13 protein-coding genes are annotated in these 14062 nt (G+C 42.4%); 6 read left to right on the top strand and 7 right to left on the bottom strand.

What is annotated here, in order from left to right; translation table 11 throughout:
- Positions 1–56: 56 nt before the first annotated feature.
- The 5 genes from J3L18_RS07685 to J3L18_RS07665 form a co-directional block, all read right to left on the bottom strand.
- Positions 57–269 carry a response regulator gene (locus J3L18_RS07685; RefSeq protein WP_243771466.1) on the bottom strand — a complete coding sequence of 71 codons (213 nt, stop codon included), beginning with the start codon at positions 267–269 and terminating at the stop codon, positions 57–59.
- 633 nt (positions 270–902) lie between these two features.
- Complete coding sequence (locus J3L18_RS07680; RefSeq protein WP_208102477.1) at positions 903–1046, bottom strand: hypothetical protein; 144 nt, start codon at positions 1044–1046, stop codon at positions 903–905.
- Positions 1047–1437: 391 nt separating this feature from the next.
- Positions 1438–2274, bottom strand: coding sequence for a putative universal stress family protein (locus tag J3L18_RS07675; protein ID WP_129570037.1), 837 nt, complete (start codon positions 2272–2274; stop codon positions 1438–1440).
- 87 nt (positions 2275–2361) lie between these two features.
- A complete protein-coding gene (locus tag J3L18_RS07670) occupies positions 2362–2871 on the bottom strand; it encodes a nicotinate-nucleotide adenylyltransferase (protein ID WP_129570036.1) in 510 nt (169 codons plus the stop codon).
- 20 nt (positions 2872–2891) lie between these two features.
- Positions 2892–3560: a BON domain-containing protein gene (locus J3L18_RS07665; protein ID WP_091164186.1), complete on the bottom strand. Its 669-nt coding sequence runs from the start codon at positions 3558–3560 to the stop codon at positions 2892–2894.
- 685 nt (positions 3561–4245) lie between these two features.
- Between J3L18_RS07665 and ftsH the strand changes: the two genes are divergently transcribed.
- Entirely contained in the window at positions 4246–6189 is a 1944-nt protein-coding gene (gene ftsH / locus J3L18_RS07660; protein ID WP_208102478.1) for an ATP-dependent zinc metalloprotease FtsH, read from the top strand.
- Between the two features lie 87 nt (positions 6190–6276).
- Here the strand turns inward: ftsH and J3L18_RS07655 are convergent, their stop codons facing one another.
- On the bottom strand, positions 6277–6510 hold the full coding sequence (locus J3L18_RS07655; RefSeq protein WP_091164184.1) for a hypothetical protein: 234 nt from the start codon (positions 6508–6510) through the stop codon (positions 6277–6279).
- A 216-nt stretch (positions 6511–6726) separates the two neighbouring features.
- Positions 6727–8166, bottom strand: coding sequence for an MBL fold metallo-hydrolase RNA specificity domain-containing protein (locus tag J3L18_RS07650; protein WP_208102479.1), 1440 nt, complete (start codon positions 8164–8166; stop codon positions 6727–6729).
- Positions 8167–8309: 143 nt separating this feature from the next.
- Here J3L18_RS07650 and J3L18_RS07645 point away from each other — a divergent pair, with 143 nt between their 5' ends.
- From J3L18_RS07645 to J3L18_RS07625, 5 genes are all read left to right on the top strand, one after another.
- The gene (locus J3L18_RS07645) at positions 8310–8741 is read left to right on the top strand and encodes an Hsp20/alpha crystallin family protein (RefSeq protein ID WP_129570035.1); all 432 of its coding nucleotides are present in this window, start codon (positions 8310–8312) and stop codon (positions 8739–8741) included.
- Positions 8742–8810: 69 nt separating this feature from the next.
- A complete protein-coding gene (gene ppsA, locus J3L18_RS07640) occupies positions 8811–11216 on the top strand; it encodes a phosphoenolpyruvate synthase (protein ID WP_129570034.1) in 2406 nt (801 codons plus the stop codon).
- A gap of 244 nt (positions 11217–11460) precedes the next feature.
- Positions 11461–12231, top strand: coding sequence for an MlaE family ABC transporter permease (locus tag J3L18_RS07635; RefSeq protein ID WP_112653708.1), 771 nt, complete (start codon positions 11461–11463; stop codon positions 12229–12231).
- A 3-nt stretch (positions 12232–12234) separates the two neighbouring features.
- Positions 12235–12984: an ABC transporter ATP-binding protein gene (locus J3L18_RS07630; protein ID WP_091164175.1), complete on the top strand. Its 750-nt coding sequence runs from the start codon at positions 12235–12237 to the stop codon at positions 12982–12984.
- A gap of 3 nt (positions 12985–12987) precedes the next feature.
- Positions 12988–13983 carry an MlaD family protein gene (locus J3L18_RS07625; protein ID WP_129570033.1) on the top strand — a complete coding sequence of 332 codons (996 nt, stop codon included), beginning with the start codon at positions 12988–12990 and terminating at the stop codon, positions 13981–13983.
- The last annotated feature ends 79 nt before the right edge of the window (positions 13984–14062 follow it).

Genomic DNA, 14062 nt, shown 5'->3' with positions numbered 1-14062 from the left:
TGACCTTGGGCACGCTATTTTAAATAGTTTATCACATATTGATAACAAATATTTAGTTAAACCGACTCCTGCAGCGAATGCCTGATGGCTTGAAAAAGTTCTTCAGGGTCAAATGGCTTGCGGATGTAGCCGCTCGCCCCCATCTCCAGGCCGATCGCTACATCCTTTTTTTCAGCACTGGCCGTTAAAAATATAAATGGAATAGCCCTGGTCGCGGCATTGTCTTGCAAATATTTAAGAACCTCATAACCATTAGCCTCAGGCATCATAATATCGCAAAGTATTAAATCAGGCAGGTGTTCAATAGCTAATATTAATCCTGTTTTTCCATCAATGCGGGGATGACGTTATAGCCTTCCAATTCCAACAATTCGCAGGTATTTTCGCGAATGTCGTTATTGTCTTCTACCAGTAAGATCGTTTTCATAGCCTTAGATTCATTGGAAATTCAATAATGAAAGTTATTCCGAGGTTAGCGTTGTTGATAAAACTGATGTGACCGTTCAATAACTCTACGTATTGTTTTACAAAAATAATTCTACCAATTGCCCTTCAAGCTCGGATTTATCATAGCCGAACAATTTTTATGCACATGGGTTAGATAACTCGATCCTCCCCCCCTTCACTTATCACCAAAACCCCAACTGTAGTGTACTGAAATAAAGCTTTAAACCCCGCTTCATTTTCAAAGAGATAAAGTATTTAACTCGTTCATAATACGAGAGATTTGGGTATAAGATATTTTGCGATTGTTTAATAAAGTTAAAAAAAATTCCCAAAAGTTTTAAACAAAAACTAATAGTAAATAAGCATTAAAAAATTACGAACTTACAAATTAACAAAAGGTGCCGTTAATTGAATGTGTGCTTCTAATGGCCGATCGGCATTCGCCGATCGTTTTATCAATTTGTCAGGAAAAAAAAGAGAAACACAGCCATTCCTGTAATGATAAGTAATACAAATGAGAGCAAAAGAATAAGCGGCCAATTGCCGCGCAACCAGTTGGGCGACTTTTGGGCAATTTGAGTTAAATGTTTTGTTTTCATGGTCATGGCTTTTATTAGTTGAGGTTTTTCCACACTTTGGGTGTATGGCTTGTGCAGCGGCTTCAATTGTGCAAAGATAATTTACTCAACAGCTCACTTACCAACGCCGAATATATGGGATCTCATTCCGACAATTATCTAAAGTAGCCAGTACTATAGCCCCCGGCAGGTCACCCGACGGTTTAGGCGCTCAATCAGGCCGGTGATTAAAGTTGTTTCTTTTTAAAGGAGATAGAAATAATAGATTTTTTGTAAAAAGGATAAGTAAGATATTAATTTAAACTGGCTTCTTTTACTTTGGATTACATAGCATTGGTAACTTGAACAACATAATAAGCAAGCGTTAATGGATAAACTTAAACTTTTTCAAACCAATCAACTTGTTTCGGCGTTACCAATGGGTAATAAATACAGGAAGATTATTCAATTTAATGATCAACTCTGCTGTACTATCTTTAAAAAATTTAGACAGCCAGTTACGCCCATACGCTCCCATAACCAGGCATGCATTGTTCTCTCTAAGGGAATAATCAAATAACTCATCCTTTGGTTTTCCCCGTAAATCTTTAAAGTTGATCAGGCTATAATGTACGCGTAGGTATTCATAAAGTTTTTCTTTTTGCTCTTCATTGAATACAGCATCTTCGTCAACCTGCATTACCACCAGCTCCGTGTCCTTCAACTCCGGAAACAGATAGGTGAACTGCTTGATTGCGAATAAAGCCGAAGCGCTGCCGTTAAAAGCAAAAAGGATCTTATTGATTAGATGGGTATGGTGTGGTGCTATAATTACCGGGCATTCTGACTTGGCCAGCAATGTTTTTACAAAGCCAGCCGGCATTTCGAGAGCGGACGAAGCGAACAATACAGGCCCTGAAACCAGGACATCCGCATATCGGCTTTCATTGATCAATTCTGTTTGCGGGACACCCTGATCACGATGGACCCTGCAATTGATACCCTGGGCTTCGCAGGCTTCTTTGAACACGCGTATGTTCAATTGAGCAGCTTTCTCCTTAAAAGCCTTTATTGGTTCTTCATCTGCATCTATGGTTTCTACATAAACACTGCCGTAGGCGAATTTAACACCAGCCTCGTGCGTAGGGGTCTGATCTTCCAAGAATATTCCGCAAAGCTGAGATCCTGTTAACCGGGCCAAATAAACACCGAATGCCACAGATTGTGGGTCCGGCTTTTCTGCGTTTAACGCGAGCATAATCTTTTTCATAACCGTTTGTTTAAAGGGAAGCTTCCGTCTTTGACTGCCAGAGCTTCCCTTATTGTGACAGGGATGCAAGGTATTGAGGTCAGTTACTTAGCGAAATTCTCCCTTTTCGTTGAGTTTTACTTTCATGCGTTTATCGCCGTTTTCCAGCAGGAGCTTGAAGATTTTATCAGCCTTATCCTTATGATCAAAATAATTAACCTGGTAAACATCCTGCGAAATACGCCAGTTTGGAAAGCGCTGCGAAACAGCAGTCCTGACTGCCTCGGGCAATTTTGTATTTTTAAACTTTTCGGCTGTTCTAAGGAGTTTGCCATCTTTATCATAAGCCGCGAGTATTTTCCCGTCAGGTATATAAAATGAGATATAATACCCATCATAGTCATCATCATAAAATTCTGATTTTTTCACATCGTAACTGGCTGCTTTAAATTCGAGCATCCTAACTGGTTGCGACATTTCACGGTTATCCGTAGCATTTAAATATTTGTAAGTTGAAGCAACGATCCGCACTTCAGGTAAAATTACCTGAGCCGATGAGCATAGAGCAAAACCGACTATCAGCGCGGTTAGCATAAGCATGGATTTGAACGTTTTCATGTTGTTTTGTTTTTAATGAATTAATAAACAAATTCCGGTTCTTCAATAGTCAGCTTATTTTCTACATGGCGTACACCGGGAGCTTCCCACGCAACATCTTCGGCATCTTCACTTTCGGTAAGGGAACGTACCTTCCCGGTCAGGACAACTTTGTTTCCGATTGTATCCACAGTTACTTTGCTGGCGTCGACAGTTGCATTCCTGCGGAAAGCATCTGCAATCTTTTTTTCCAACTCCAATGGGGTTAATTTCGGTTTAATGGTGATCCGGTTGAACACCGAACGTACTCCTGAAAGGTATTGAATCGCCGTCTGGGCATTAACACGCTGGTATTCCCACTCAAGTTCACCTTCCAGGGTAACGTCACCATCTTCTACCTTAATTTTTATCTTATCGTCAGGTACTACCGAGTGCCATTTAAGTGCATTTAGTACTGCCTCAGCAATTTCCGCGTCTGTTCTCCAGTAGGCTGGCGACACACCAATATGAATATCTTCAGCGATGGCCTTGACACCGGCAACTTTTTTGGCCGCCCGCTCGGCAGTTAGCTTTTTGGAAAAGGAATCTACATTGCCTGATAATGTCACAATGCCATTCTTTACAGCAACGCCAATTTCAGATGAATTTAGAAATGGCTGCCATTTCAATTCATCCATTACATCTTTTTGGATTTGATTGTCTGTTCTCATGATTTTTGAATGTAATTAACTACAACAAAGAACCGAATAGCCGGCAGCTATCACCATGATGGCGATCATGAACTGATATGATGTTCATCATCAATAAGATAAGACCCCTAAACATTATCTTTCTGAGTTCCCTTAACCTGGCTACTATCAGGCCGCCGAAGTACCATCTATTAGCTGCTACCATGCCTCTGGTCATTTATTGACCAAAGAGTGCTGCCAAAATTTATCGTATGAAAAATCAAGAAAAACGCAACCTGAAAAAGCCGGAGACATTTGGTAACTATCAACAGCAGTTAAAAAAGAATATCCCATGTGCGAAAAAGACGAGTAGGCCTGAGTAGTTGAGCTATTGAAAAAATAACAAGCCACGAAGCCGGGTTACTGTGTCAGATCTCCCCCATTTATATTATAATATACTTCTGAAAAAAAGATGTTTATCTGAACTTAGCCAAAGGGATAGTTCAGTTATCCATCCCAGGCCAACCGGAGCATGACGCCACCTGCGTTATATGCAACCTGTTCAAGTGGCCCTACCCATGAATAAACTCGGGGAGTAATACTGGTTTCTTTAATTTTCTTTTGCTCCAAACTATTGGAGTTTTGTCACACTTCATCACGACAAAAGTCACATTTTCGGCAAACAACCGTCATTTCAGGTTTGTACGCTTCAACCCATCTTTATTTTATGAAAAAAGCGATGCCAACAGCAAATAAAAACATTAAAAAAAAATATAAACCAACATTCAGTTGGGCTTGGGTATATGTGATCATTTTGCTGTATTTGATTCTTTCCCCATTCTTGTCTGGAGATAATGTCAAAGAGATCACATGGCAGCAATTTTCAAAAGATATGCTAAGCCGAAAAGCTGTTGAAAAGTTAGAGGTGATCAATAAAGAGCATGTTAACGTATACATCAAAAGTTCATTTGCAGGCGATACCGCTTTCAAAGCCGCATTTAAACCAGTGGTTGGCAAGGGCCTGAACTACGGGCCACATTACACTTTTACAATAGGATCAGTTGAATCTTTTGAACTTAATCTCGATAAAGCGGAGCAAGGTTTTCCCTTAAGTGAAAGGGTTTCGGTAAGGTACATTAACAAAAGCAACTGGTTCGTTAATATCCTCGGTTGGACTGTACCTTTCATTCTGATGTTTCTTATTTGGAATTTCATCATGAGGCGTATGGCGGGTACCGGAGCGCCAGGGGGATCTTCGATTTTTAGCTTCGGAAAATCAAGGGCTACATTGATTGAAAAACAAAACAGCACTGTCACCTTCGCCGACGTTGCCGGGCTGGAAGAAGCCAAGGTAGAAGTCAGTGAAATTGTCGACTTTCTAAAAACGCCTGACGTATTCACCAAACTCGGGGCAAAGATACCTAAAGGTGTAATTTTAGTAGGCCCACCTGGAACAGGTAAAACAATGCTTGCAAAAGCCGTGGCCGGCGAAGCGCAGGTGCCGTTCTTTTCAATCTCCGGAGCTGCCTTTGTTGAAATGTTTGTCGGTGTTGGTGCTTCCCGGGTGCGCGATATGTTTCAACAAGCCAAAGAAAAGGCACCCTGTATCATTTTTATTGATGAAATTGACGCAATCGGGCGTTCAAGAGGCAAAGGTGCTTATTTAGGCGGTGTCAATGATGAACGTGAAAGCACATTAAACCAGTTATTGACCGAGATGGATGGTTTTGCTACCAATGCTGGGGTTATTGTGTTGGCGGCAACCAACCGGGCTGATATGCTGGACCCAGCCTTAATTAGGGCAGGAAGGTTTGATCGTCATATTTACCTTGAGTTACCCAATTTAACGGAACGAGTAGCTATCTTCAAAGTGCACACCAAGCGGTTAACCATGGCCGATACCATTGACATCCCTATGCTCGCGGCCCAAACGCCGGGCTTTTCGGGCGCAGATATTGCAAATATCTGTAATGAGGCAGCGTTAATTGCTGCTCGGAGAAAAGCCGACAGTATACAAAATGCCGATTTTTCAGAAGCCATTTACCGTATAATTGCAGGGCTTGAAAAGAAAAGCAAAATCATTACGCCGGCCGAAAAGAAAGTAATCGCTTATCATGAGGCCGGCCATGCAGTTGCGAGTTGGTTGTTGGAAAATGTGGAACCATTGGTTAAGGTATCGATCATTCCCCGCGGGAAATCTTTAGGCGCGGCATTATACTTGCCAGAAGAGAGGCAACTGCGTAACAAAACTGCTTTCGTGGAACATCTATGTGCTACCCTGGCAGGCAGGGCGGCAGAAGAACTTACTTTTGGCGAAATATCGTCCGGGGCGTTGGATGATTTGGAAAAAGCGACCAAAGAAGCAAGATCAATGGTCATGTATTATGGTTTTGCCGAAAAGCTTGGAAACGTCAGTTATTACGATTCAACCGGTCAAACCGATCTGGCAATACAAAAACCCTTCAGCGAATCTACCAGCAAAATTATTGACGATGAAATAATAGGATTGCTGGCACAGGCCTATCAGAACGCGAAAGGAATTCTTGCCAAAAAGAAGCCTTTATTGGATCAGTTAGCAACCCTATTGTTAACTAAGGAAGAAATAGATAAAGGTGACCTCGAAAAGATTTTAGGCACACGGTCCGATTTTTTTCATTTACCCATACTTTAATAAGTGATTATAAGGAGCTTGGGATTGATTGTCGGTAAATCAATTATTTTCACCAGAATTATATTGGGGATTATAGGTATTTAAAACTCAATTTACTTCGGGTATCTCAAATTCTTGTTCATAATAATAATTCATGCCATCATGTTCCCACTCAAGCATTGCCTTCCATTTACCGCTGCAGAGACCTGTTACCGAAATTTCAATTAAGCCCCCGTGCTGGTCATCAATTGGTACTACGCGTATTTCTGCCGGATAAAGTTTATTCAAAAGCCTGAGGAGACCTTTTACGGGATGGCAAAAATTAAAAGTGAGCTTTTCCATGATCCGCACTTAATAAGTTCGCGTAACATTGCAATTTAACAACCCTGCTTTAAATGGCTTAGAAAGTAACCAGTATTCAAATATTGATAAATACTGGCTAAAGAAAAATGACGCTTATCATTAAATTAACCAATACAGTCAATTTACAGCACCAGGCACCGATTAACAGTATTGTTGCATTCAAAGTCAAGATATTAAGCAGTACCACTGATCACATTACAACTGTTGATTTAAAGTGAATAAAAGTTCCTTATGGTAAGGCTGCATAATCTTTACTGTTAGTTTCAACTCATCCTGGATCTTAACCCGAAGAGTGTCTTGTGCGCATGGTTCGCCATGTACCAGGTAAACCCCCGATACCGAATTTTGAAACTGCTTTAACCAGGTAATCAATTCGGACTGATCGGCGTGAGCGGACAAACCTTCTATCTCTTGTACCTTCGCCACCACCGGGTAATATTGACCATGAATTTTCAATTCGTGGATATGGTTAAGCAACGCCCTTCCCCGTGTGCCCTCGGCCTGGAAACCAATCAGGAGTATAGTGTTACGCTCATCGCCCAAATAACGCTTCAAATATTCCAGCACACGGCCTCCGGTTAGCATTCCACTTGCCGCAAGAACGATCTTAGGCCCTGCCCTTTTTATGATCTTTTCGGTATCCTTATAATCCTTGTTGATAGTTACGCTGTTAAACATGTCGGCACATTCTTTTTCATCAATAGTAAACCATTCGGGAAAGTGTACCAGGGTCTTTCCGGCAACTGCGGCCATCGGGCTATCAAGGTATACCGGAATGGATGACGGAATCAGATTATGTTGTTTTAAGCGATAGATCAGGTGCATCACTTCCTGCGCCCGGCCAACTGCAAAACATGGGATCAGGACATTACCCTTATTAAAAACAGTATCATTAATAGCACCCGCCAAATCCTGTGAAGTGTCATTTTTAGAGTGTAGGCGATCACCGTAAGTAGACTCCATGACTACAAAATCGGCTTGCCCTAATAGCTCGGGGCCAGGTAATAGCTCTGACTGGTCACGCCCGATATCCCCGGAAAATACAATTGTCTTCTCAAAGCAACTTATTTTGACCGAACAAGCACCCGCGATGTGCCCACATGGGTACAAACTAAAACTTAGTTGTTTAGCCAGGCTGATTGTTTTATGTATTTCACAAACTTCAAAATAGGGCAACGCAGCCTCAACATCTTTCACGGTGTAAAGGGCCTTTGCCGGATGATGCCTGGAGTAGCCGTATTTATTAGCCTTTTGGGCATCTTCTTCCTGTAGTTTGGCGCAGTCGCGCAAAATAAGCTCTACAAGGTCCCTGGTCGGCTGGCTCATGTAAATCTTGTTACGATACCCGTTCCGTACCAGTAAAGGGATATAGCCACAGTGATCGAGGTGTGCGTGGGTCAGTATCAGTGCACTAATATCAGCCAGGTTAACAGGCAGGCTTTCCCAGTTTTTTTCCCGCAAAGCCTTTATCCCTTGAAACAGGCCGCAATCGATCATAACGTTCCCCCCGGGGGTAAGCAGCAGATGCTTGGATCCGGTTACAGTACCTGCTGCACCTAATGATTGCAGGTAAACATTTTGTATTGCAGGCCCGGTTTCTATTGCCGATTCCATGCCATTAAAAGATTCATTCATAGCTTATTACTTGTTACCATAAAGGTATTGCGATAAAGAAACCGCCAAACTGACATGAATCACACCAAAGCGTGACAGTGGTCATTATACTTAATGTCTCCCATGGCGAAATTTGGATAACCAATCATTCAACAAACAAATTTATGACAGCCTTAATAAAATCACATCGCGTTCCATCATGGAAATCAATGATGGAGAATTTTTGGAGTCCAGACCGTTTTTTTGATAAAACTTCCAGCGGCGGAGAATTTCTCCCGGCTGTAAATATCCGTGAAACCAAAAATCATTATAAGCTTGACCTTGCTGTTCCGGGCTTTAAAAAAAACGATTTCAAAATCATTACCGAAGACGGCTTACTGATCATCAGTGCGGAAACCAATAAAGAAGAAAAGGAAGAGATTGATAGTTATACACGTAAAGAATTTTCCTTTGCTTCCTTCCGTCGCACATTTAAGCTGCCAGACAATGTTGAGGAAGACGGGATGAATGCCAATTATCACAATGGCCTTTTGGAAATCGAACTTAAAAAAAGCGGCAGAAACCAAGCGGCAAAGAAAGAAATTAAAGTAGACTAAAAAAATTTTGCCGGCAACACCGGCGATTTTGACAACCGGACGCTCTTCGGCCGGCTTAATAACAGTAACATGGAACATTTTATCAGAAAGTTTAGTGAAATCACCATAGGTGATATTGGTGATGTTGGTGGAAAAACAGCTTCATTGGGGGAAATTTACAATCAACTAACCAACAATGGAATAAATACGCCAAACGGCTTCGCTGTAACTGTAGCAGCTTTTCGTTATTTCATCGGGTTCAACCGGCTCGAAAAAAAGCTTATTGATTTGATGACCGGTTTAGACCGGCAGAACTTCTCTAACTTGACGATGAGCGGCGCCAGAGCCCGAAAACTGATCATGGACGCCGTTATGCCGAATGACCTGCAAATGGCAATCATAGACGCCTACGATTATATTTTTGAAAATGCAGAACCGACTGTGGCGGTGCGAAGCAGTGCCACAGCAGAAGATTTGCCAGGGGCAAGTTTTGCAGGACAGCACGAATCCTTCCTGAATATTAAAGGCCATAGTGCTTTATTAACTGCCGTAAAACAATGCTTTGCATCACTTTATACAGACCGGGCTATTAAATATCGGGAAGATAAAAATTTTGATCATGGGAAAGTTTATCTTTCAGTTGCAGTCCAGAAAATGGTGCGATCTGATATGGGGTGTTCCGGTATCGGATTTACTTTGGAACCAGAAAGTGGGTTCAAGGATATTATACATATTTCGGGTGTGTGGGGATTAGGGGAAAATATAGTACAAGGCACTGTTACGCCTGATGAATTCCTGGTGTTTAAACCAACTCTTAAAAAAAATTTAAGGTCCATTATCCAAAAAAACCTTGGCAGCAAAAACAAAACCATGGTTTGCGCAACTACCGACGATGCAACCAATCCAACAATAAATCAGGATACGCCCTGGGAACTCCGGCAAAAATTTGTGCTCAGCGATCAGGAAGTTGAAAAGCTTGCCAACTGGGCGTTGATCATCGAAGACCATTACCGTCAGCCTATGGATTTTGAATGGGCTAAGGACGGGTTCGATCACCAACTTTATATTATCCAGGCTCGTCCCGAAACTGTACATAATCAAGAAAAAAAGATACAGGTAAAAAGTTTCAAAATTGCCGAAAAAGGAGAAGTTATAACCATGGGGGCTGCCATAGGCAATGGCATTACAGCCGGCAGGGCACGCGTGCTCAAAACTCCTGACCAGGCTAACCTGCTTAAAGAAGGCGAAATTCTGGTTACCGAAACAACCAGCCCGGATTGGGACCCCGTATTGAAAAAGGTAGCGGGAATTGTTACTAATAATGGCGGCCGCACCAGCCATGCCGCTATTATAGCCCGGGAACTCGGCGCGGTGGCTGTAGTTGGAACAACAAACGGAACCTATAACATTGAGGATGGTGAGATGATAACCATTTGCTGCGCCGAAGGAAAGACGGGGATGGTTTACAGGGGCAAACTGGAGTGGACTGAAACGGTCAGTGATGTAAGCAAAACCCACCTGCCGGTACACCCGAAAGCCCAACTAATCATAGCCGATCCCGGACAGGCCTTTAAATTATCGATGTTTCCCAACCACGGTGTTGGATTGATGCGAATTGAATTTATTATCGCGAACCAAATTGGGATACATCCGATGGCACTCGTACACTTTAACCAGGTGTTGGACGAGCAGGAACGGGTAAAAATCGCTCACCTAACAGCTGGCTATGCCGATAAAAAAGCTTATTTTGTAGATAAACTTGTACAGGGTGTTGCCACGATAGCAGCGGCATTTTACCCGAAAGATGTGATCGTGAGGATGAGCGATTTTAAAACCAATGAATATGCCGGCCTAATTGGCGGAAGGTACTTTGAGCCAAAGGAAGAGAACCCGATGATTGGCTTCAGGGGGGCCTCCAGGTATTATGATGATCATTACCGCGACGGCTTCCTGCTTGAATGCGAGGCCATGAAAGTAGTTCGTGATGAAATGGGCTTCAATAATATTAAATTGATGATCCCTTTTTGCCGGACAGTTAAAGAGGGACAAAAAGTCATCGATCTGATGTCGTCCTGCGGGCTTAAACGGGGCCTGAATGACCTTGAGATCTTCGTTATGGCAGAAATTCCCAGCAATGTATTACTTGCCGAGGAATTCGCGGAAGTATTTGACGGTTTCTCAATTGGTTCAAATGACCTTACACAATTAACATTAGGCATTGATCGGGATTCAGCACTCATAGCAGGCTTATTTGACGAACAGGACGCCGCGAGCAAACAACTGATCGTCATGATGATACAAAAGGCAAATAAACTGAAAAAAAAAGTAGGCCTGTGCGGCCAGGCGGCAAGCGATTCAGAAACGTTCACCAGGCTACTGGTTGAAACCGGCATCGACAGCATCGCTTTTAACGCGGACGCATTGATTAAAGGTATTGAAAATATTAATGCTGCCTTGAAATCCAGCAAGAACAAGTCTCAACCAAGTGCGGTATAAGAAAGGGAACCATGAGCTATCTCTTGGATAAACACAAACCGGTTTCTGCCTATGACACACCTGTTAAAACCATCTTTCATATCCTGGTTAACCAGTTGTTCCGTCGGGCTTAAAAATGATTTGCGTCACTTATCAGTGGTATAGATATCAAAAAAAATGCTGTCCGATATCACAAATTTTTCTTCGGGCCCATATTAATTTTACCGTAGATCATTTTTTCAAATCAAGTTAAACAGATATAACGATGGCTTTCACTAAAAATATCAAAGCCTTTTTGAATGACACTGGGGATATCGCAGGATTTGCCGGCCAGTTTTTCTCTACCGGAATTAAACCGCGCTTTGAGGTCCGCGAATTATTAAACCAATGCTATATAATTGGATATAAATCGTTGCCGCTTATCGGCCTCACAGGTTTTATTATGGGCCTTGTTCTTACAATGCAGCTGCGGCCATCCCTGGTTGCCTATGGTGTTGAATCTCAACTTCCGGTGATGGTAGGCATTGCCATAGTTAGGGAGATAGGTCCGGTTATAACAGCGCTGATATTTGCAGGTAAAATAGCCAGCAGTATAGGAGCCGAACTTGGATCCATGAAGGTCACAGAGCAAATTGATGCAATGGAGGTAAGCGGAACCAATCCATTCAAGTACCTTGTCGCTACGCGTACCGTGGCAACTACATTAATGCTACCCGTGCTCACTGTCCTGGGCGACGCTATCGCCTTGTTCGGAGCATACATAGGCGTTAATATCAGGTCGGCCACCAGCTTTTATCTTTTTTTTATTCAGGTGTTTAGAAGTCTCAGTTTCGGCGACGTACTTCCTGCATTTTTTAAAACATTTTTCTTTGGTTTTGCTGTTGGAATCGTTGGTTGTTATAAAGGTTACACATCAAGCAAAGGTACCAGGGGTGTTGGAAGTTCGGCCAACTCAGCGGTTGTGTTATCATCTGTAGTAATCTTTTTCATCGACTTGCTGGCTGTGCAACTCACGGATCTGCTTGGTTTAAATTAAAGCATGAAAACACAAACAGCCACCGAAAACAATGTGATTGTGATAGAAAAACTTTGTAAGCATTTCGGCGATCATACCGTGCTGCAAGACTTTGCATTATCAGTCAAAAAAGAAGAGAATGTGGTAGTGCTTGGCAAGTCCGGATCCGGCAAGTCAGTACTGATCAAATGCATTATCGGTTTGTTGAAACCTGATAGCGGAAATATCAAAGTTTTTGGTCAAAATGTCCCTGATATGTCTCACGAAGTACTCGATCAGGTCCGCGCCCGCATTGGCTTTCTTTTCCAGGGCAACGCATTGTACGATTCCATGACCGTTCGTGAGAACCTGGAATTTCCTTTACGCCGTCACTGGATTGCTGCTTCGCAGAACGAGGTGGAAGCCCTGGTTATGGAGGCTTTGGAAAACGTAGGGCTGGCGCATACTGTTGATCTGATGCCGGAAGAATTATCCGGCGGCATGCTAAAACGTGTTGCTCTTGCCAGGACCATGATCCTTAAACCGGAAGTGATATTATATGATGAACCAACAACAGGGCTCGATCCGGTTACAGCCCGGGAAATCGATAAATTAATTTTGAAACTGCAGGATAAATACCATACATCATCCATTATCATCACACACGACATGAACTGTGTAAAAAACACCGCCGACCGAGTGGCTCTGCTGCTGGACGGTCGTTGTTATGCACAAGGTACATACACCGATTTCGAACATTCGACAGATCCAAATATTCATCAATTTTTCGAATAAATTATGGCAAACCAAACAGCAGGCAATATAAAACTTGGCGCATTCGTACTATCAGGCCTATTTGTGTTAATACTTGCCTTCTATCTTATCGGCAAAAATCATAACCTGTTTGGTAGCGATTTCAACATACGGGTGAGGTTTTCTAACCTCAATGGCCTCACCGTTGGCAATAACGTACAGTTCTCCGGAATTCAATCTGGTACGGTAAAAAAGATCAACATGATCAATGATACTACAATTGAGGTAACATTATCAATCGACAACAAGTTCACATCCTATATTCATAAAAATGCGGTCGCCTCAATTGGCACAGAAGGGCTGATGGGCAATAAAATAGTAAACATAGTTCCTTCAAACTTACCAAGCCCACAAGTTACTGAAGATGATCTTCTTATAGCGCAAAAAAAAATCAGTACCGATGAAATGTTGCAGACCTTATCCAAAACCAATAATAACGTTGCAGTTATCTCAGAAGCGTTAAAGGTTACTGTCCTGAAGGTTAACGGCAGCACATTCATGACCCTGCTGAACGATAAAAATGTCTCCGGCAACTTACTTGCCTCTTTGCAAAATTTAAACAAAGCGAGCGCAAATGCTGTCAAAATTACCAATGGCATAGATGATCTGATTGTAGGGATAAAAAATGGAAAAGGAGCGGCGGGGGTCTTGCTCAGGGACACCATAGCTGCCGGCAACCTACAGGCGGCTATTTCGAGTATCAGGAAAGCAAGCGATAACGCCGATTCGTTAACCTGGCAGCTGAATAACCTGGCGCGTACCGTAAACAGCCATTTAAACAGCGGGAATGGCTCGCTGCCAATGATTTTAAAAGATTCAGCATTTGCCAAAGACTTAAGGGCAACTATGTATAACCTGCGCCAGGGTACAGATGGATTCAATAAAAACATGGAAGCGCTCAAGCACAATTTCCTTTTTAGGGGCTATTTCAAAAGCCAGGAAAAAGCGCAAAGAAAACAACAGGCTGTGCAATCTCAATAAGCATTTGGGCAATATATTTTAATATGCAAATTCATAAATAGCATATAGTGGCAAATGACTATTAACATGTTTACAATTT

Origin of the sequence: Mucilaginibacter gossypii (assembly GCF_017569325.2) — a bacterium.
Classification (GTDB): Bacteria; Bacteroidota; Bacteroidia; order Sphingobacteriales; family Sphingobacteriaceae; genus Mucilaginibacter; species Mucilaginibacter gossypii.
This window is presented reverse-complemented; position numbering and strand designations above follow the sequence as displayed.